This window comes from Nocardioides kongjuensis (assembly GCF_013409625.1).
Lineage (GTDB): Bacteria > Actinomycetota > Actinomycetes > Propionibacteriales > Nocardioidaceae > Nocardioides > Nocardioides kongjuensis.
In genome coordinates, this window is sequence record NZ_JACCBF010000001.1 from 1,439,095 (window position 1) to 1,454,827 (window position 15,733).

A 15,733-nucleotide genomic window follows, 5' to 3' on the forward strand; every position below is an offset into this window, starting at 1 on the left:
CCTGGTTGGTCCTCCCCTCTCCGGGGACGTCTCGCAAGCGGTCGTCACGTGGGGCCCCGGGCTCCGGTCGACGCTCAGGCGACCTTGGCTCGTCAGACGGTGTGGCGGACCGAACGCGTCGGGTCGCTCGCTCCCGCAGCGTTGAACACGGTGAGCGCGCGCTCAGTCGGGCTCTGGAAGCAGCGTCCCGAGCGGCCCGAGGTCGATGTTGAGGTCCTCGGCACACAGTCCGTACCGGTCCTTGAGGTCTTCCATCGCACGCTCGAGCTGCATCAACCCGAGGCCCAGGCCCTCGACCTCGGCGTCGGTCAGGTCTCCTTCGTCGAGCCGCCGCAGTGCTTGCTTCTCCATCAGCTGACGGATCAGCTCGACGATGGTGAGAACGAGCTTCAGCAGGTCGCGTTCGACCGACTCGGCGTCCGTCTCCAGCCGTTGGGGGACGACGGCCCGGTGTCGACCGGATCCCGGAGGTGGCGGGCCCGACTCGGTCATCCAGCGACTGCCCGTCGACGCTCGGCCATCTCGGCCCGGATGGAAGTGACGAGCAGCTGCAGCCGGATCTCGACGAGGTCGACGCCTGCGAGCGAGACGACGACGTCGCCCGCCACGACGACTCCGGCGCCCAGGAGTCGGTCGAGCAGGTCGACGAGTGCGACAGGAGCGAGGTCGCGAGTCGGTTGTGTGCTGGTGGTCATCGGGTCTCCAGCATGGCGAAGGAGTACGGCGGCCAAGGTCCCCGACTGTCGACGAGCACCCGGTCATCGCAGGCTCCCAACCGGTCCACGAGTGCCGCGAAAGCCTCGTGCTCCGGCTCGGGTACGAGGTAGGCAGCGTTGAGCACCATCGTTCCTCGATGGCCGGAGAGGCGGGGGTCCTGCACCGGAAGGATGCGGCTCGCCCTCGCGAGGAGCGCCAGCGCTTCGTGGATCCGACCGGCCGCCTCCGCGAGAGACGTGTCCTGCGTCTGGCGCTGCTGCGCGAGGCTCCTCTTGCGACGCAGATAGTCAGCTCCGCTGATCGGACCGTCCGACGCCGGTCCATCGGCCCTCGGTCGCGAGGCAGCGCTGAGGACCTTGACACTCCACTCCCCGCAGCCCTCGACCCTGTCGAGAACGTCCGCGAGGTCGACGTACCACTCCCTCAACCTGGACCGGACCCCCGCGTCGTCGAAGTAGACCGTCGCCAGTCGCATCGGCGCGGTCGGTGCGGCGAGAGCCACCTCGCGCACGACCTCGTCATGGATCCGCACCGTCTTCTCGAGCCAGTCGAGGTCCTCGAGGTTGCGTCGCAACGACTCCTCGCCGAAGTCGTCCATCGCCACGGTCGAGACCACCGCCACGAGGTCCTGCTGCCTGACCGCCTCGAGGCGGTGGCCCCCCAGGCCCGGTATGCCCTCCAGCGCAGCGGGATCGAGATTCCGGCACACCGCATACAGGTAGCGCCCGGATGACTGCTCCTCGTCGGTCATGACCGACCCTCCCCTCCCCCGTCGCCTCGGCCCTCCAGCTCGGCGACGCGGGCGCGCAACTGGCGGTTCTCCTCCTCCATCCCCCGTTCGCCGACCGTGAGCATCGGGTCGTGACGCCACCAGTCGATGCCCATCTCCTCAGCCTTGTCGACAGACACCACGAGCAGTCGAAGCTTGATCGTGAGCAGCTCGATCTCGAGCAGGTTGACCCGGATGTCACCGGCGATGATGATCCCCTTGTCGAGGACCCGTTCGAGGATGTCGGCAAGCGACGCCGGCTCAGGACCCTGCCGGCTCATCGACGTCACGTCCTGCACCCGAGCCGCGGACCGGCCGCTGACGGTCTCGCTCATGACCGACCCTCCCCGGCTGAACCCCTCATGTACCTGTCGAGGCGGCGGTACGACACCACCTCGGCCGACCGGTCCACGTCCACCTCGTAGAGGGCCAGGACGTCGGTCGTGTTCGGGATGCGACGCATTTCGAGCACCTCGACCTGGACGGTCCAGCCGGCCTTGTCCTGCTTGAGCCCCACGACGCCCTCGACCTCACGTCCGGTCAGCTCCACCAGTTGCTGCACGGCGTGTGCCGCTGCCTGCGCCCCGGACTGACGTGCGGACCGCGGTGGAGGCGCCTTCCTCGCAGGCGCCTTCTTGGTGGCCGCCTTCGCGGGCCGTTCGTGCGAGCTCCCCGGGTCAGCCATCGTCGTGTCTCGCCTGCCCTGTCATCAGCCGGTCGATGAGGTCTTCTTCCCACTGCGTCGCGGTCGTCTCGTCGATGTGCCCCTGCTGCCGGAGGCGTTCGACCTCGTCGAGCTCCTGCCGGATCAGGGTCGGGTCGTAGTACCGGTCCTGGGCATGTCGCAGGATGTGGTCCGCAACGGCGAGCGTTCCCCGCAGCGGTGCGAGCGGGAAGGCAAGGATGCCGGTGATCAGGCCCATGCCAGGTCTCCTGCGAAGTCGTAGGCAGCCATCGGCCCGACCAGTCGGAGGCGAAGGTCCTCATGGTTCTGCGCGGCCAAGGTCTCCAGCCTGTCGAGCAGGGCAGTCGTCCGGGCGTCCTCGACCAGCATCGCCACGTCGAGAACCTGCATCCCCGAGGACTCGCTCCTCAGGCGAAGGCTTGACACCAGCGGAGCCAGGTCGTCGAGCAGCGCCTGTGCGTCTGCTGCGGCGCGCACCTCCACGGCACCGGCGACGAGCTCTCCCAACCTCATCCGGTCGGCGTACGAGGCGGCTTCGGGCAGGTCCTTGGTGCGCTGTCTCAGGGCGGCGACCTCGGGCTGGGTCATGACGAGGTCCCGAAGGACGCTCTCCTCCACGTAGCTTGCTCGAAGGTTGAACTGCCGCCGCCCTGCCAGGTGTCGAAGGGTTGCCGCGAGCTGGTCGTGCAGCTCGGCGAGCAGCTCGACGAGTGCATCGCGTCCCGGGAGCACGGTGCCGAAGCGAACCGGGACGACCGGCCCACGGGCCGCCAGTGCGTCGAGAACAGCGTGATGGTCGAGCAGCTCCGTACGGCCGGGACGTCCGCGCACAGCAGGCGCCGGCCTCACGGCGGCCGCGACCTCGTCTCTCGCCACGAACCTCACTGTCGGATCGTCGAGGCCATGGGCGTGCGAGGGAGTCGGAGCCGGCACGACGCCGAACAGCGCGAGTGCGGCACCATCCTCGGTGCGCTCCGGCTCCCGAGGACGCTGGGCCCGACCGCCGGGCATCATTCCGACTCGGAGCGCCGCCGGCTGGGAGCCTTCTTGGCCGGCCGGTGCTCCTTCTCGTCGTCATCGTCACCGTGCCCTCGCGTGAGAGCACGTTTGACGCCTTCCACCGCCCCCTGGGCCTTGCCCGCCGCGCCGCTGTGCTGGAGGTCGTGGACCATCTCTCCGAGGTCCTTGCCACCCTTCTCGTAGAGATCGAGACGGTTGGTCGCCTCCGCAAATCGTAGGTAGGTGTCGACACTGGCGATCACGATCCTGGCGTCGATGGTCAGCAGCTCGATCCCCACGAGCGAGACCCGGACGTACGCGTCGATCACGATTCCCTTGTCGAGAATCGCGTCGATCACGTCGGCAAGGCCGCTGGGGGCCGGTCGCTCGAGATAGCCCCCGGAGCGCTGGTGCGTCTGGACGGTCATGAACTGCCTCCTGTAGGTCGTGTTCAGCTGGCTCGACGACGACGCGAACGGGACGGCGGAGGCTCGCTCTCGGCGTCCTCCTCGACCTGGTCGGAGTCTTCTTCGTCGCCGGCCTCATCGGACTCGGACTCGTCCGTGGGCTCTTCGTCGGTCTCGTCCTCGTCCACGGGCTCCTCGTCGGACTCGTCCTCGTAGGCGTCCTCGTCCACGGGCTCCTCGTCCGACTCGTCCTCGTCCACGGGCTCCTCGTCCGACTCGTCCTCGTCCTCGTAGGCGTCCTCCGACTCGTCCTCCGACTCGTCCTCGTACTGGTCCTCGGCCTCACCCTCGTCGCCCTCGGCCTCGTACTCGTCCCCGTCGTAGTCGTCCTCGGGCTCCTGATCGGCCTCGTACTCGTCCTCCGCGTCGTCCTCCGCGTCGTCATCCGCGTCGTCATCCGCGTCGTCATCCGCGTCGTCGACCTCGTCCTCGTCCTCGGTGTCGCCGGCTCCTTCGTCGGTGATGTCCGAGTCCTCGGACTTCTCCTCCGTGTCGTCCTGCTGGTCGGAGTCCGTCGAGGTGTCCTCCTCGGCGGCCAAGGCGTCCTCGTGGGTCTGGACGACCTCGCCGTCCTCGATCGTGCCGCGCCAGCCCTCGACTCCTTCGGGGTCCAGGACCGCCTGGGTCATCACGTGGCGCCGGTAGTTCTTCAGCTCAGCACGCACCCGTCGTCCCTGTGCGCGCCAGAGGTTGCCGGTCCGTTCGAAGAGCCCCTTGGGGTAGTACTCGAGGACGACCAGGATCCGGGTCAGGCTGGGACCGAGCTCGTGGAACGTGACCGCTCCGTCGACGTGCCCCTTGTCCCCACTGGATCGCCAGACGATCCGTTCGTCGGGCACCTGCTCGAGGATCGTCGCTTCCCAGGTTCGGTGCGACCACACGATCTTCGCCCGCCAGGTCAGCTTGTTGTCCTCGTTCGACTGGACCTCCTCGACCTTCTTCATGAAGGTCGGGAAACCACCGAACTCGGTCCACTGGTCGTAGGCCGTCCGTAGGGGCACGCCCACGTCGATGTCCTCGATGATGTTCGTGGCCTTCGTCGCCTTCGGCGACCCCGTGGTGGACCTCGACCTTCCCAGGAGGGGAACCTTGTCCGTCACGGCCGCCGCAGCGCCCTTCAGCTTGTCCCCCATCGAGGGACCGGAATCGGAATCCGAACCATCCGGCGACTCCTCGCGCTGCGACGGGTTGCCACTCACGACGTCCTCGAGCCGATCAGTCAGTCCCGAGACGCGGCGACCGACTGATTCAGCGGCCTTCTCCGCGAGCATCTGCGCCAGGCCGCCGGATGCGGACTTGAGCCTGGTTCGACCGTCGTTCTCCGACATCGCTCTCACCTCCCCGCGCCGGCAGGCGACTTCTTCGCCGTCGAGCGCTGAGCAGAGGTCTTCTTCGCCGACGCCCGCTTCGCGGGTGCCTTCTTCGCCGGCGCCTTCTTCGCGGGTGCCTTCGACGCTGCGCTCTTCCTCGCCGGCGCCTTGTCCGGACTCCGCTCAGCGGCGCCTCTGCGCGGTGCAGACCCGTCGTCCTGGCCGGCGTCGTCCTGAGCCTGCTCCTCCTGCGCCTCCTCTGTGGCGCTGTCCTCGTCCGGAACGTGCTCGTCCTCCTCTGCTCTGCTGTCGGATCCCTTCGACTGCAGGGATTGTGTGAACGACTCGACCCGAGACGCTGCAGCGACCAGTGCGGCCTCACGAGCGACGTCGACGAGACGTCCGGTGAGCTGGCCCTGGAGCTGCTTGAGCTGCGGGTTGTTCTCGACGAGCTTCGCCCCTTGCGTCAGCAACTGGCGATTGGTTGCGACCTTCTTGCCGGCCAGCATCCCGGCGAGCGTCATCGCAAGGCGCAGCTTCTTGGTCCGGCCGAGCATGTAGCCGCCGGCGACGGCCAGGGCGATCTTGGAATTGGCAGACATTTCTCGCAGGCCACGATGCGCTCCCCCCGGGGCGCAAGTCGCGGCCACCTCCCTCTCGGGAGCGATGTACCCGGCGTCTCGAGCACCAGACAACGAAAGCGTGACTGGCGTCACATCTACCCAATCTGGGGGATGAGTGCGTTCCTCAACACGTCGACAGCCGAGGGGATGAGGTCCGCATGCACCATCACGACGCCACGCCGGGAACGGCCGTGCTCGACGATCGGCCTCACGACGTCGAGGTTGACATCGCTGGCCAGCACCAGGAGGGCGGAGGTGCCAGGACCCAGCGCCCGATGCGCGTCGACGAGGAGCTGGTGCTCGATGCCCGTACCGTCCAGCCGGGACGCCAGGGCCGCGACTCGCCGTGCGCCGTCTGGGCCGGGATGCGCCAGCACCGACACCAACGCGCACAGGACCGAGCTACCTGGCTGCGGTGACCGCCGGCGAAGGTGCCCGACGTGTGGACGATGGCTGCCACGCACCCAGCTGACGACGACCGCCTCCGTCACGACAACCGCGCCGCGCCGCACGAGGTCCTTGAACCGAACCTCCCCAGCAGCGGCGCCCAACGGCGAGTCGTACACCCAGATCGTGAGGGACGGCGCCGACCTCCAGCTGTCGGCTGTCGGCGCACCCCTCGTCGCTGCTCGCATCGCGCGCCTCCTTCCGGGCGAACGCCCCAGCAGTACCCCGCTGCACGGAGAGCACGGTTCGTCCTCTCACAAATCCTGCTCCGCGAATCGGGATCCGCCACGAGGCGTCGGGTACCGCCAGTGACTTGGAGGGAGAGCCCACGAGGGGGGAGCTGGGATGGAACAGAAGAACGTCGACACGCGTGCGCGCATCGTCGACCTGCTGATCGACAAGGTGGCCGAGGACCCCTTCCCGTCGATACCCATGATGGCCTTGCTCGAGGAGCTGCTCGAGCCTGACGAGGTTCCGGCGTACGCAGCGGTCCTCATGCAGAAGATCAGCGAAACCACCTACCCGAGCGTCTCGATGCTTGCGCGCCTCGCATCGCTCGCCGGGGCCGACGAGTGAGGCGGTCGCCATGCGCGTGCTGCGATGGACCGCCGCGGCTGTGTTGTGGATCGTGGGCGGATTGCTCGGTCTTGTCGGCGCACTTCTCTGCGTCACGGTGATCCTGCTGCCGCTCGGCCTCCCGGTGTTGGCCTTGACTCGACGTGTCCTGGGACTCGCCGGCCGTCTGGTCGTGCCGCGCGAAGTGCGACACCCCTTGGACGAGCTCACGGACCGGGGCAAGGACGCCGGGAAGAACGCGAGGAAGAACGCGAAGAAGAACGCGGCCAAGGCCAAGGAGAACATCAAGGACCACACGAAGGACGGCGCCCACCGTCTGCGCAAGCGCCTGCACGTGTCCTGAATCGTGCTGCCGCCAGCGCCCCGTCCGGGGCGCCGGAGATGTCGGGCCGACCGGTCCCCGGAGATGTTGGGCCGACCGGTCCCGGGAGATGGAGGAGGAACAAACCATGGAGATCATCGGAGTCATCGTCGCCGGCATCATCATCGGCCTGCTGGGCAAGCTGGTCGCACCGGGCGACAAGGACAACATCCCGATCTGGCTGACGATCCTGTGCGGCATCGGCGGCGTGATCGTCGGATGGTTCGTCTACACCGCATTCGGGGGCAACGGCAGCGACGGCGTCGACTGGGTGCGATGGATCGTCGCGATCGTCTGCTCCGCCGTTCTCGTCGTCATCGCGTCCACCGTGACCGGGCGCAACAGGAAGTCCGGATTCCTGCACCACTGAGGTCCCAGCCGAGGAGTTCGGCACTGCGGGTGCGGTCGCCCCGGCGACCGCACCCGCTCTGCGCGTGCCGCGCGCGACGCGGCGGAACACCCATGGGCAAGGTGACACGTGCCTGGGTCACCCCGCCTTGTCCTGGCCAGCTCCGATCGGTCCTGGCCGCCGTTGCTCTGCGACCGCGGAGCGCCGACACCGCAGCCGACGCACCGCACAGCCGGACCCGACGATCGCGCGAGGCTCGTTGCGTGGATGTGCAGCGGTCAGGTCACAGCGGGTCGCCGCGACCCTCACGAGCACGGGACCCGGCCAGCGGATCGTCGGCGGCCACGTCGAACTGCTGGGTGGCTACACCGCTCGGGTCCACGGAAGGACGTGCGTACGTGCCTGCGGTACCTGTTGACCCTGCGGCACGCCGGCCGGCCCGCGCGCGTACCGCCTCCTCGCGGCCCTTCGCGTAGGCGTCCTCGAGGACGCGCTGTGCGACCGGACGGCCACCCAGACCGAAGGCCAGGGCAAGCCCCAGGGCAAGCGCGCCCATCGTTGCGGCGAAGGCGATCCGCACTATCTCAGGAGCGATCTGCAGCTGCTCCAGGATCATGAACATCGCGATGACCATGACGACTGCAGGCAGCACGGTCGCGACGATCTTCCCGGTCGGCGTGTCGCCCATCATCCGCGAGACGCCCGTAGCGACGCCGCTCGACAACAGAGCAGCGATGACGAAGATGGCGATCGCGACCAGCACGTTCGGCAGGTAGGCCAGAACCTCGTTCATGAAGATCGTCAGCTCGCGGATCTCCAGGGCGGTCACGGCTGCTACCGCGAAGAAGACCAGCACGAACCAGAACACGACCAGCGACACCGCGCGTGACACACCGACTCCAGGCAGCGCACGGGACAGGTAGGCGTGCGCGCTCGAGCGCTCCACGTGGCCGTCGATCCCCGTCATCTCAAGGCCCTTCCGCACGGCGACCTGGATCAGCTTGGCGACGATGAGTCCGATGATCAGCAACACCAGGAACGCGATCAGGTTGGGCAGGAAGCCGATGAATCTGTCCAATGCGTTTTGCAGGCTGTCGTCGATGTTCATTTCTCTCCCCCAGTTGTTGTGGAATCCCCACGACTTCCCTGAGCAGTACCTCGCACGCCGGGCCACACACGTTCGAGAAGCGCGCGCCGGTCGAGGGCTCGTCTCGCGACCGCGCTGACGGCGCACCGGGACGGCCCCATCAGCAAGGATCTCGGTGGATCGCTACTGGAACATCACGGCTGGGCACGCGCTGCACACGTACTCCAGCACCATGCCGCCCGGCTCGTTCTCGACGCTGGCCAGGTGCCATTCGTGCTCGTGAACGACCGGTGGCTGTGCGATGAGTGGAACGCTGGACACGGCAGGCCGGACAGGAGCGGCTAGTAGCGGGGGTCGTCGCGGTGGTGGACGACGGTGTCACGAGCCTCACGGCGCCACGGCGGGGCGTAGAGCAGCGACAGCACGATGGCCAGCGCCCCGGCGACGATCAGGATCGTTCCGAGAGCGCCGTCGTCGACGAAGCTCAGGTCGACGGTGATCACGTCCAAGACGAGAATCAGGCCAAGGACCAACAAGACGATTCCCAATCCGATGTACATGCCGTAACGCTGCCCGCAGCGGGCCGAGCCATACGGTCGCACGCGCACGGACGTCACCAGGCTGCGTTGCTCCCCAGCGCGGACGGGGCCGGACCGGGCGCCGTTGAGGCACCGCACTCCCTGCGCCTCGCGCCCGTCGCGAGCCTGTTGGCGCGTGGCCTCGAACCTGACGATCCGGTCTCCGGCGCTCCCATGGTCCCCCGGGCTTCCCGGCACGACCCGAAATGAAGGAAACCCCAGGGATGATCCCTGGGGTTTCCACCTGTGTCCGAGGGGGGACTTGAACCCCCACGCCCTAATACGGGCACTAGCACCTCAAGCTAGCGCGTCTGCCAATTCCGCCACCCGGACGAGTGCGGTGAAACCGTAGCAAACACGGGCCGTCGACGTGGAATCGGCACCCCCTTTTTCCCCATCACGCGTCACTGGGGTCGCAGGAGCCGCACCACGAGGCCTCGGCCGGGCTCCGCGCGGCTGGACGCGACGCTCAGCGTGCCGGGGAGCTCGGCAGCCAGTGCCTCGGCCTCGGCGTAGGAACCGAGCTGCAGCAGTGCTGCTCCCTCGGGGTGCAGATGGCGGTCGATGAGGCGGACGCACTCGCGGGCGCGGTCCAGGCCGTCGGTGCCGCCGTCGATGGCCAGCACCGGGTCGGCGGGGAAGCAGCCGACGAGGTCGGTACGCACCCAGGGCGGGTCGGCGACGACCAGGGCGAACACCTCGTCGGACCTGAACTCCGACAGCGACACGTTCCGCACGTCGACGAGCTCGGCCCGGCCCGCCGCCGCCGCGTTGTCGACGGCGTAGGCGCAGGCAACGGGATCCACGTCGACGCAGACCAGGCGGCGGTCCGTGCCGTGCACGGCGAGCAGACCGAGGTGGCCCACGCCGCTGCACAGCTCGAGGACGGGGCCGGGAGGTACGACGGCCAGAAGGTCGTTGGCCCACAGCGCCTGCGTCTGGGTCCACTCCCGCGGCGCGAGCACGCGGTCGTCGTACCTGATGGTCAGGGAGCCGAACGGGACGGTCCGGCTGTCCGGGGGACGGCGGGTCATCGCTCAGCCGATCGTCTGGCCGTCGCGGCACTCCCGGCAGGTCCACCACTGCACGAGGATCGCGCCGTCGGGCCCGATGGTGACCGGACCACGGACGTGGTCCGTCCTCCTGCCGCAGCCCAGGCACTCCAGCTGCCGGACCTCGTCGGGTCCGTCGGCGAGCGGGCCGCGTCGACCGATGCGGGCGGCGACCACGCGGGGGTCCGGCGCCTCCGCAGCTCCCCCGCAGCCGCCTGAAGGGTAGTGCTGCATGTCTCCACGCTAGGCAGCGCGGGGTCGCACCGATATCCGTTGCGCGCCAACCTCCGTGGCCGTTGGACGAACGCCGGCGCGATGCGGTCAGCCGCGGCGGCGCGTGGCGCCGGGCGTCTCGTCGTACGCCCGCCGGTAGGCCTGCCCGAAGCGTCCCTGGTGCGTGAATCCCCAGCGCAGCGCGATGTCCGTGACGCTCGCGCCATCACCTGCTCCGGCCGCGGCGAGGTCCCGGCGGGCGCCGGCGAGACGGAGGTCGCGCAGGTAGGTCATCGGCGTGGTGTCGAGGTGGCGCCGGAAGGCGAGCTGCAGCGACCTCACGCTGACGCTCGCCGCCGCCGCGACCTCCGCAGGTGACAGATCGAGGTCGGCGTTCGCGTCCATGAAGGCGATCGCCCGGCGGACGGCCGCCGGGTGGGCGTCGCGGCTGTCCGCCGCACTCGGCCCGGCCGCCGAGGTGTTGGGGAACGCCTCGAGCACCTGGGCGGCCAGGTAGCGCACCGCGGTCCCGAGCACCAAGGGGCTGGCCACGGCGTCCGGGTCGGACAGGACGGCCTGGTCGAGGTGGTCGATCGCGGCCCGGACGCGCCGGGCTGCCGCGGCATCGACCGGCCGGTGCCCGGTCAGCTCGACCGTGTCGTGGCCCGGCGCCGGTGACGCGACGCGCGCCAGGACGGTCGGGTCGAGGAGGGTGATCGTGTACGTCGCCCGGTTGATGGTGCCGGTGTAGGCACGGTCCGGCGGCGAGAAGGAGAAGAGCTCCCCGACACCGAAGCTCTCGGCCGTCGTCCCGTCGGGGGCGTGGTCGTCGATGGTGCCGGAATCGATGTCACACAGGCAGATCATCTGGAGGGGCTCGACGTCGTAGGCCATCTCGAACCCGAGCTCGAGGCGGTCGACGCTGACTCCCGGGGCGACCGCTCGGACGATCCGCGTCGGCGAGCTCGCGGTCGTGCTCCCGATCCGCATCGGTGCGTAGTTCGCGCTCAGGAACTCCTCGGTCTCCTCGAGACCGTCACTTTGGAACAACACGTCGACACACCCCCTCCGAGAGACCTCTCGACTGTAGTACCCGGCGCCGACGTCCATGACCGGTGCGCGGCGCCGACACGCCCGGCGCCCTTGAACGAGGTCCGCGCACCTGCAACGGTGGGAAAGGTCTCTGACCTCGAACCGAGAAGGCAAGCCATGCTCACCCTCACCGAGAACGCCTGCACGATCGTCAAGCAGATGACCGACGCCCCCGACGTCCCGGACTCAGCGGGACTGCGCATCACCCAGGCCGAGGCCGGCTTCGCCGTGACCGCGGCCGACCAGGCCGAACCCGGCGACCAGGTCGTCGAGCAGGACGGCGCGACCGTCTACCTCGACGAGGACTCCGCCACCAAGCTCGACGCGATGGTCCTCGACGCGGGCATCGACGACGCCGGGACCCTGCAGTTCGGACTGCTCGCCCAGGCCTAGATGCAGGTCTGCGGGGCTCGCTCTGGGATCGTGGGCGCATGCAGGACCTGCGGATCGCCTTCGTTCCCGGAGTGACCCCTGACAAGTGGGCGCGGGCCTGGCGGGAGCGCAACCCGCGGATCCGCCTCCACCTCCTCCCCGTCGAGGAGGAGCAGCAACGCGCCGTCATCGATGCCGGCGAGGCGGACATGGCGCTGGTGCGGCTGCCGGTGGACCTCGACCGGCCCGCGCCACTGCACTGCGTGCGCCTGTACGACGAGGTGCCGGTCGTCGTGGCCGCGCGCGAGCACTTCGTGGCAGCGGCGGACCCCGAGACGCCGATCCCGCTCGCCGACCTCGCCGACGAGCAACTGGTCCGTCCGCACCCGTCGGGCTGGACCCCGGCCGTCGAGCAGCTGCCGTTCCCCGAGATGAGCGTCAAGGACGCGATCGAGGTCGCCGCGTCCGGCAGCGGGATCGTGATCGTCCCGATGTCCGTGGCCCGGCTGCACCACCGCAAGGACGTCGTGCAGCGTCCGGTCGAGCTCGACCCGACCACCGTCGCGCTCGTCTGGCTGCGCGAGGCCGACAGCCCTGTCCACCAGGACTTCGTCGGGGTCGTGCGCGGGCGCCGCGCCAGCAGCAGCCGCTAGCCCGCGCGGCGGTGGCTCACCGCAGGTGGGTCGCCACCCAGTCTCCGAGGACCCGGGCACTGCGGTCGACCAGGGAGGCCCACTCCCGCGCGCCCTCGTCGGCGTTGTCGGAGACGTGCTTGACCAGCCGGACCGGTACGCCGAGCTCCTGGGCGACGTACGCGACGGCGTAGCCCTCCATGTCGACCAGCTGCGCCTGCTCGGCCAGCCGAGAGCGGACGAGCGGGTCGGTGACGAAGACGTCGCCGGTCGCGAGCACCGTCTCCCCCGGTCCGACGACGAGCCGCTCGCGCGGGTCGTAGCCGAGCGCCCGGATCGCGTCGGCGTTGATGTCGTGGTTGAGCACGGTGCCGATCTCGTACAGCCCCGACTCGGCGGACAGGCCGTCGTGCAGGCCACCGGCGGTGCCGAGGTTGACGACCTCGAGGTCGCCGAGGTCGCTGCGGACGGCGAGGTGCCGGGTCAACGCGGTGGCCGCTGCGGTCTTGCCCATGCCGGTGACCAGGATGTCGAAGCCGGGCGGGACGTGGGCGACCTCGGCGCGGGTCGCGGCGACGATGAGCGGGCGGGGCACGGCGGTCACCCTAGTCGGGTGCTCGACCCGGCAGGATGACGCCGTGGTCACTGTCGTCGCGCGCGCCCCCGGCCGGGTCAACCTCATCGGTGAGCACACCGACTACAACGCCGGGCTCTGCCTGCCGTTCGCGATCCGGCTCGGGACCGAGGCCGCCGTCGGCGTTCGCCCCGACGGGCGGCTGCGGGTGACCAGCACGGAAGCAGACCCTGCCGACACCACCTGGCAGGAGTACGTCGTCGGCGTGGTCGCCGAGCTGCGCCGGCTCGGCTGGGAGGTACCCGGCCTCGACATCGCGCTGACCTCGACGGTGCCGCTCGGCGGTGGCCTGTCCAGCTCGGCCGCGCTGGAGTGCGCTGTCGCTGCCGCGGTCGCCGGCCTCCTGGAGGTCCCGCTCGACGGCGGCACCCGACGCTCCCTCGCCGAGGCGTGCCGCCGGGCCGAGACCGACCACGTCGGCGCGCCGACCGGCGGGATGGACCAGCTCGCCAGCATGCTCGGCGCCGAGGGCCACGTCCTGCTGATCGACTTCAGCGACCCCGACGGCCCCAGGACGACGCCCGTCCCTCTCCCGGTCGGCGAGGACGGCCTGGCGCTGCTGGTCACCGACACCAGGGTCCGGCACGCACTCGCCGACGGCGACGGCGGCTACGCCCAGCGCCGGCACGAGTGCGCCGCCGGTGACCCGCGTCGGCTGCGTCACGTCGCCACGGAGAACGACCGGGTGCACGCCGCCGTCGCGGCCATCGGCGAGCGCGACTGGGCCGAGCTGGGCGTGCTGATGACCGCCTCCCACGCATCGCTGCGTGAGGACTACGAGGTGTCCGTCCCGCAGCTCGACCTGGCCGTCGACACCGCCCTGTCCACCGGGGCGATGGGCTCGCGGATGACCGGCGGCGGCTTCGGCGGCTGCACGATCACGCTCGTCGCGGCCGACCGGGTGCACGTCGTACGGGAGGCGGTGGACGCCGCCTACGCCGAGCGGGGCTGGGCGAGGCCCGCCCACCACCTCGTCGAGCCCGGACCGGGCGCCGAGGTGCTCAGCCCTGTGCGATGAGGCAGAAGGCACCGTCGGAGAAGCCGGCCGGCCGGATGCCGAGGGCCTGGTTGAGGCGGGCACGCTGGTTCTCCCACGCGACCTCGGCGGCGAGCTCGGTGAGCTGGGCACCGGTGAACCGCGCCTCGAGCCGCGAGCGGAGCTCGTCGGGCACCACGGCCGGGGACGCACTGATCGCGGCCGCGAACGCCACCACCAGCTGCTCGTCGGCGTCCAGCGCGGGGTTGCCGTCCGGCTCGAGCAGGGCGACGAGCTTCTCCTCCGGCACCCCCTCGGTCCGCGCGAGCGCGGCACCGATGTCGAGGCAGAACTCGCAGCTGACGACCATCGCAGCCTTGGCCGTGGCGAGCGTCTTGAGGTGGGCCGGCATCCGGCCCATCAGCAGCAGCGACGTCTCATAGGTGCCCTGTGCGACCAGCAGCTGTGGCCGTCGTACCAGTCGGGCCGCGAGGTCGCCCCGATTGCGCTTGGCCGAGGCGAGCACGCGCAGGTGGACCCAGATCCGCTGGAGGATGCTCATGGCCCTCCTTCGCGCGAGCGGCGCCGGGTGTCACGCCACTGCCACCACCAGACGCCGAGCAGGGTCACTCCGAGCGCTCCCTCGACCGTGTGCAGTGCGGCGCCCGCGGCGAACTGACCGAGCTCCCCCACCCCGTGCAGCCCCAGGCTGAGGGCGAGCGGCGTGCAGGTCAGCACGGAGAGCCCGCCCCACGCCCGGCGTACCGCGGCTGCGGCCGCGCACACGGCGGCGGCGAGGAGGGCCAAGGACATCTCGAACATCGCATGCGGGGCGTACGGCTCCCCGATCCCGTCGGAGATCCACCGACCGGCCACCAGGTTGCCGGTCGCCTGGAACAGGAACGCGCCCGCCAGCGCCAACGCCACCACGGTCATCAGGCGGCCCGGGCGGCCCGGACGGCACGGGAGGCCTGCGCGATCCGGGCGATCGCCGTGGCGCTGAACGCTGGCGTCGATCCGCGCGAGCAGGCCGGGCGGGGGCGTCGACCTGGCCGCGTCGGTCAGCCAGAGCACCGCGTCCACGGTCGGGTCGAGCCCGTCGGCCTCGTCAGGCATCGTCCATCACCTCCCGGAGCCGGCCGATCGCCCGGTGCACCAGCATCCGCGCCCCACTCGGCGTCACGCCGAGCAGCGCTGCGATCTCGGTCGAGCTGAGGTCGCTGCCGAACCGGAGCGCGACCGCCTCCCGTTCCCGGGCGGTCAGGTGGCCGAGCCGGCGCCGGAGGTCGTCGGCGCCGAGCCGGCGCAACGCGTCCCCCTCCGGGTCGTCCTCGGCCGTGCCACCGGCGAAGGCAGGTGCCGCAGGATCGGTCGGCAGCTCCCGGCCGTTGCGGCGCCACCAGTCGGCGACGGTGTGCCGCGCGATGCCCATCAGCCACGCGCCGACGCCGCCCCGGGCGCCGTCGTACCCGTCCCAGGAGCGCATCGCACGTTCGAAGACCTGGCTCGTGACGTCCTCCGCATCGGCGTCGGCGGGCACGCGCAGACGCACGTAGCGCCACACGGGCGTCACGTGCTCGGCGTACACCTCGGCGAACCCGCCGGTTCCTGGTTGCATCCCGACCCTCTTCGCGCGGGGACGTCCCGCCGTCACACGCGCGGGACGTGCGGTTTGGTCCCAAACCGCAACAATTCCGGCCGCTGACCTGCAGTCTGTGCCCAATCGGGACCCGTTTCACCGACGTACGCCGCGGGCCCGCCCCCGCCGACGGCGAGGACGGGCCCGACAGCGAA

Annotated in this window: 26 protein-coding genes and 1 tRNA gene; 6 read left to right on the forward strand and 21 right to left on the reverse strand. The window is 70.2% G+C overall.

Annotated features, from left to right (window positions below):
• Positions 1 to 162: 162 nt before the first annotated feature.
• The 11 genes from BJ958_RS06885 to BJ958_RS06935 all read right to left on the reverse strand — a co-directional run bounded on the left by BJ958_RS06885 (position 163) and on the right by BJ958_RS06935 (position 6,136).
• The gene (locus BJ958_RS06885; RefSeq protein WP_179726158.1) at positions 163 to 492 is read right to left on the reverse strand and encodes a gas vesicle protein K; all 330 of its coding nucleotides are present in this window, start codon (positions 490 to 492) and stop codon (positions 163 to 165) included.
• On the reverse strand, positions 489 to 695 hold the full coding sequence (gene gvpJ, locus BJ958_RS06890) for a gas vesicle protein GvpJ (RefSeq protein ID WP_179726159.1): 207 nt from the start codon (positions 693 to 695) through the stop codon (positions 489 to 491). Before gvpJ (BJ958_RS06890) ends, BJ958_RS06885 begins: the two co-directional genes overlap by 4 nt.
• Complete coding sequence (locus BJ958_RS06895; protein ID WP_179726160.1) at positions 692 to 1,468, reverse strand: GvpL/GvpF family gas vesicle protein; 777 nt, start codon at positions 1,466 to 1,468, stop codon at positions 692 to 694. Before BJ958_RS06895 ends, gvpJ (BJ958_RS06890) begins: the two co-directional genes overlap by 4 nt.
• A complete protein-coding gene (locus tag BJ958_RS06900) occupies positions 1,465 to 1,821 on the reverse strand; it encodes a gas vesicle protein (RefSeq protein ID WP_179726161.1) in 357 nt (118 codons plus the stop codon). The genes BJ958_RS06895 and BJ958_RS06900 overlap by 4 nt, the downstream gene beginning before the upstream one ends.
• The gene (gene gvpO, locus BJ958_RS28415; RefSeq protein ID WP_179726162.1) at positions 1,818 to 2,171 is read right to left on the reverse strand and encodes a gas vesicle protein GvpO; all 354 of its coding nucleotides are present in this window, start codon (positions 2,169 to 2,171) and stop codon (positions 1,818 to 1,820) included. The genes BJ958_RS06900 and gvpO overlap by 4 nt, the downstream gene beginning before the upstream one ends.
• Positions 2,164 to 2,409 (reverse strand): gas vesicle protein GvpG, encoded by a 246-nt coding sequence (locus tag BJ958_RS06910; protein ID WP_179726163.1) that lies wholly within the window; start codon positions 2,407 to 2,409, stop codon positions 2,164 to 2,166. The genes gvpO and BJ958_RS06910 overlap by 8 nt, the downstream gene beginning before the upstream one ends.
• On the reverse strand, positions 2,400 to 3,185 hold the full coding sequence (locus BJ958_RS06915) for a GvpL/GvpF family gas vesicle protein (protein ID WP_343052594.1): 786 nt from the start codon (positions 3,183 to 3,185) through the stop codon (positions 2,400 to 2,402). Before BJ958_RS06915 ends, BJ958_RS06910 begins: the two co-directional genes overlap by 10 nt.
• The gene (gvpJ, locus tag BJ958_RS06920; RefSeq protein ID WP_179726165.1) at positions 3,182 to 3,598 is read right to left on the reverse strand and encodes a gas vesicle protein GvpJ; all 417 of its coding nucleotides are present in this window, start codon (positions 3,596 to 3,598) and stop codon (positions 3,182 to 3,184) included. Before gvpJ (BJ958_RS06920) ends, BJ958_RS06915 begins: the two co-directional genes overlap by 4 nt.
• A gap of 23 nt (positions 3,599 to 3,621) precedes the next feature.
• On the reverse strand, positions 3,622 to 4,770 hold the full coding sequence (locus BJ958_RS06925; protein WP_179726166.1) for an SRPBCC family protein: 1,149 nt from the start codon (positions 4,768 to 4,770) through the stop codon (positions 3,622 to 3,624).
• A gap of 200 nt (positions 4,771 to 4,970) precedes the next feature.
• Complete coding sequence (locus tag BJ958_RS06930; protein ID WP_179726167.1) at positions 4,971 to 5,549, reverse strand: hypothetical protein; 579 nt, start codon at positions 5,547 to 5,549, stop codon at positions 4,971 to 4,973.
• Between the two features lie 116 nt (positions 5,550 to 5,665).
• Entirely contained in the window at positions 5,666 to 6,136 is a 471-nt protein-coding gene (locus BJ958_RS06935; protein WP_179726168.1) for a DUF1269 domain-containing protein, read from the reverse strand.
• Positions 6,137 to 6,362: 226 nt separating this feature from the next.
• Between BJ958_RS06935 and BJ958_RS06940 the strand changes: the two genes are divergently transcribed.
• The 3 genes from BJ958_RS06940 to BJ958_RS06950 all read left to right on the forward strand — a co-directional run bounded on the left by BJ958_RS06940 (position 6,363) and on the right by BJ958_RS06950 (position 7,324).
• On the forward strand, positions 6,363 to 6,593 hold the full coding sequence (locus tag BJ958_RS06940; RefSeq protein WP_179726169.1) for a hypothetical protein: 231 nt from the start codon (positions 6,363 to 6,365) through the stop codon (positions 6,591 to 6,593).
• Positions 6,594 to 6,603: 10 nt separating this feature from the next.
• Positions 6,604 to 6,936 (forward strand): hypothetical protein, encoded by a 333-nt coding sequence (locus BJ958_RS06945; protein ID WP_179726170.1) that lies wholly within the window; start codon positions 6,604 to 6,606, stop codon positions 6,934 to 6,936.
• 106 nt (positions 6,937 to 7,042) lie between these two features.
• Positions 7,043 to 7,324: a GlsB/YeaQ/YmgE family stress response membrane protein gene (locus BJ958_RS06950; RefSeq protein ID WP_179726171.1), complete on the forward strand. Its 282-nt coding sequence runs from the start codon at positions 7,043 to 7,045 to the stop codon at positions 7,322 to 7,324.
• A gap of 262 nt (positions 7,325 to 7,586) precedes the next feature.
• On the opposite strand, the gene BJ958_RS06955 is transcribed toward BJ958_RS06950, so the two are convergent.
• The 6 genes from BJ958_RS06955 to BJ958_RS28420 form a co-directional block, all read right to left on the reverse strand.
• Entirely contained in the window at positions 7,587 to 8,411 is an 825-nt protein-coding gene (locus tag BJ958_RS06955) for a mechanosensitive ion channel family protein (protein WP_179726172.1), read from the reverse strand.
• 320 nt (positions 8,412 to 8,731) lie between these two features.
• Positions 8,732 to 8,950 (reverse strand): DUF6458 family protein, encoded by a 219-nt coding sequence (locus BJ958_RS06960; protein ID WP_246319321.1) that lies wholly within the window; start codon positions 8,948 to 8,950, stop codon positions 8,732 to 8,734.
• Between the two features lie 265 nt (positions 8,951 to 9,215).
• Positions 9,216 to 9,301 (reverse strand) — tRNA-Leu (locus BJ958_RS06965).
• Between the two features lie 71 nt (positions 9,302 to 9,372).
• Positions 9,373 to 10,002 (reverse strand): class I SAM-dependent methyltransferase, encoded by a 630-nt coding sequence (locus BJ958_RS06970; protein ID WP_179726174.1) that lies wholly within the window; start codon positions 10,000 to 10,002, stop codon positions 9,373 to 9,375.
• A 3-nt stretch (positions 10,003 to 10,005) separates the two neighbouring features.
• Positions 10,006 to 10,254 (reverse strand): hypothetical protein, encoded by a 249-nt coding sequence (locus tag BJ958_RS06975; protein WP_179726175.1) that lies wholly within the window; start codon positions 10,252 to 10,254, stop codon positions 10,006 to 10,008.
• An 87-nt stretch (positions 10,255 to 10,341) separates the two neighbouring features.
• A complete protein-coding gene (locus BJ958_RS28420) occupies positions 10,342 to 11,286 on the reverse strand; it encodes a helix-turn-helix domain-containing protein (RefSeq protein WP_218865629.1) in 945 nt (314 codons plus the stop codon).
• 156 nt (positions 11,287 to 11,442) lie between these two features.
• On the opposite strand from BJ958_RS28420, the gene BJ958_RS06985 reads away from it, so the two are divergent.
• Positions 11,443 to 11,718 (forward strand): Fe-S cluster assembly protein HesB, encoded by a 276-nt coding sequence (locus tag BJ958_RS06985; RefSeq protein ID WP_179726177.1) that lies wholly within the window; start codon positions 11,443 to 11,445, stop codon positions 11,716 to 11,718.
• 38 nt (positions 11,719 to 11,756) lie between these two features.
• Entirely contained in the window at positions 11,757 to 12,350 is a 594-nt protein-coding gene (locus tag BJ958_RS06990; protein WP_179726178.1) for a LysR family transcriptional regulator substrate-binding protein, read from the forward strand.
• Positions 12,351 to 12,366: 16 nt separating this feature from the next.
• Here the strand turns inward: BJ958_RS06990 and BJ958_RS06995 are convergent, their stop codons facing one another.
• Complete coding sequence (locus BJ958_RS06995; protein ID WP_273517543.1) at positions 12,367 to 12,924, reverse strand: nucleosidase; 558 nt, start codon at positions 12,922 to 12,924, stop codon at positions 12,367 to 12,369.
• 43 nt (positions 12,925 to 12,967) lie between these two features.
• On the opposite strand from BJ958_RS06995, the gene BJ958_RS07000 reads away from it, so the two are divergent.
• The gene (locus BJ958_RS07000; RefSeq protein WP_218865630.1) at positions 12,968 to 13,981 is read left to right on the forward strand and encodes a galactokinase family protein; all 1,014 of its coding nucleotides are present in this window, start codon (positions 12,968 to 12,970) and stop codon (positions 13,979 to 13,981) included.
• On the opposite strand, the gene BJ958_RS07005 is transcribed toward BJ958_RS07000, so the two are convergent.
• From BJ958_RS07005 to BJ958_RS07015, 3 genes are read right to left on the reverse strand one after another with little or no spacing between them, the layout of a single operon-like run.
• Complete coding sequence (locus tag BJ958_RS07005; protein ID WP_179726181.1) at positions 13,965 to 14,501, reverse strand: carboxymuconolactone decarboxylase family protein; 537 nt, start codon at positions 14,499 to 14,501, stop codon at positions 13,965 to 13,967. The two genes, BJ958_RS07000 and BJ958_RS07005, sit on opposite strands and share 17 nt — an antisense overlap.
• The gene (locus BJ958_RS07010) at positions 14,498 to 15,055 is read right to left on the reverse strand and encodes a hypothetical protein (protein ID WP_179726182.1); all 558 of its coding nucleotides are present in this window, start codon (positions 15,053 to 15,055) and stop codon (positions 14,498 to 14,500) included. The genes BJ958_RS07005 and BJ958_RS07010 overlap by 4 nt, the downstream gene beginning before the upstream one ends.
• Positions 15,048 to 15,557: an RNA polymerase sigma factor gene (locus BJ958_RS07015; RefSeq protein ID WP_179726183.1), complete on the reverse strand. Its 510-nt coding sequence runs from the start codon at positions 15,555 to 15,557 to the stop codon at positions 15,048 to 15,050. Before BJ958_RS07015 ends, BJ958_RS07010 begins: the two co-directional genes overlap by 8 nt.
• Positions 15,558 to 15,733 lie beyond the last annotated feature (176 nt).

Bases quoted from the DNA above. Each gene is read 5' to 3' on its own strand.
- BJ958_RS07005 (WP_179726181.1), bottom strand. From the start codon at position 14,501: ATGAGCATCCTCCAGCGGATCTGGGTCCACCTGCGCGTGCTCGCCTCG.
- gvpJ (WP_179726165.1), bottom strand. From the start codon at position 3,598: ATGACCGTCCAGACGCACCAGCGCTCCGGGGGCTATCTCGAGCGACCG.
- BJ958_RS06895 (WP_179726160.1), bottom strand. From the start codon at position 1,468: ATGACCGACGAGGAGCAGTCATCCGGGCGCTACCTGTATGCGGTGTGC.
- BJ958_RS06925 (WP_179726166.1), bottom strand. From the start codon at position 4,770: ATGGGGGACAAGCTGAAGGGCGCTGCGGCGGCCGTGACGGACAAGGTT.
- gvpJ (WP_179726159.1), bottom strand. From the start codon at position 695: ATGACCACCAGCACACAACCGACTCGCGACCTCGCTCCTGTCGCACTC.
- BJ958_RS06945 (WP_179726170.1), top strand. From the start codon at position 6,604: ATGCGCGTGCTGCGATGGACCGCCGCGGCTGTGTTGTGGATCGTGGGC.
- BJ958_RS06910 (WP_179726163.1), bottom strand. From the start codon at position 2,409: ATGGGCCTGATCACCGGCATCCTTGCCTTCCCGCTCGCACCGCTGCGG.
- BJ958_RS06955 (WP_179726172.1), bottom strand. From the start codon at position 8,411: ATGAACATCGACGACAGCCTGCAAAACGCATTGGACAGATTCATCGGC.
- BJ958_RS06985 (WP_179726177.1), top strand. From the start codon at position 11,443: ATGCTCACCCTCACCGAGAACGCCTGCACGATCGTCAAGCAGATGACC.
- BJ958_RS06900 (WP_179726161.1), bottom strand. From the start codon at position 1,821: ATGAGCGAGACCGTCAGCGGCCGGTCCGCGGCTCGGGTGCAGGACGTG.
- BJ958_RS06970 (WP_179726174.1), bottom strand. From the start codon at position 10,002: ATGACCCGCCGTCCCCCGGACAGCCGGACCGTCCCGTTCGGCTCCCTG.
- BJ958_RS07010 (WP_179726182.1), bottom strand. From the start codon at position 15,055: ATGCCTGACGAGGCCGACGGGCTCGACCCGACCGTGGACGCGGTGCTC.
- BJ958_RS06940 (WP_179726169.1), top strand. From the start codon at position 6,363: ATGGAACAGAAGAACGTCGACACGCGTGCGCGCATCGTCGACCTGCTG.
- BJ958_RS07015 (WP_179726183.1), bottom strand. From the start codon at position 15,557: ATGCAACCAGGAACCGGCGGGTTCGCCGAGGTGTACGCCGAGCACGTG.
- BJ958_RS06950 (WP_179726171.1), top strand. From the start codon at position 7,043: ATGGAGATCATCGGAGTCATCGTCGCCGGCATCATCATCGGCCTGCTG.
- gvpO (WP_179726162.1), bottom strand. From the start codon at position 2,171: ATGGCTGACCCGGGGAGCTCGCACGAACGGCCCGCGAAGGCGGCCACC.
- BJ958_RS06990 (WP_179726178.1), top strand. From the start codon at position 11,757: ATGCAGGACCTGCGGATCGCCTTCGTTCCCGGAGTGACCCCTGACAAG.
- BJ958_RS06960 (WP_246319321.1), bottom strand. From the start codon at position 8,950: ATGTACATCGGATTGGGAATCGTCTTGTTGGTCCTTGGCCTGATTCTC.
- BJ958_RS06975 (WP_179726175.1), bottom strand. From the start codon at position 10,254: ATGCAGCACTACCCTTCAGGCGGCTGCGGGGGAGCTGCGGAGGCGCCG.
- BJ958_RS06930 (WP_179726167.1), bottom strand. From the start codon at position 5,549: ATGTCTGCCAATTCCAAGATCGCCCTGGCCGTCGCCGGCGGCTACATG.
- BJ958_RS06915 (WP_343052594.1), bottom strand. From the start codon at position 3,185: ATGATGCCCGGCGGTCGGGCCCAGCGTCCTCGGGAGCCGGAGCGCACC.
- BJ958_RS06885 (WP_179726158.1), bottom strand. From the start codon at position 492: ATGACCGAGTCGGGCCCGCCACCTCCGGGATCCGGTCGACACCGGGCC.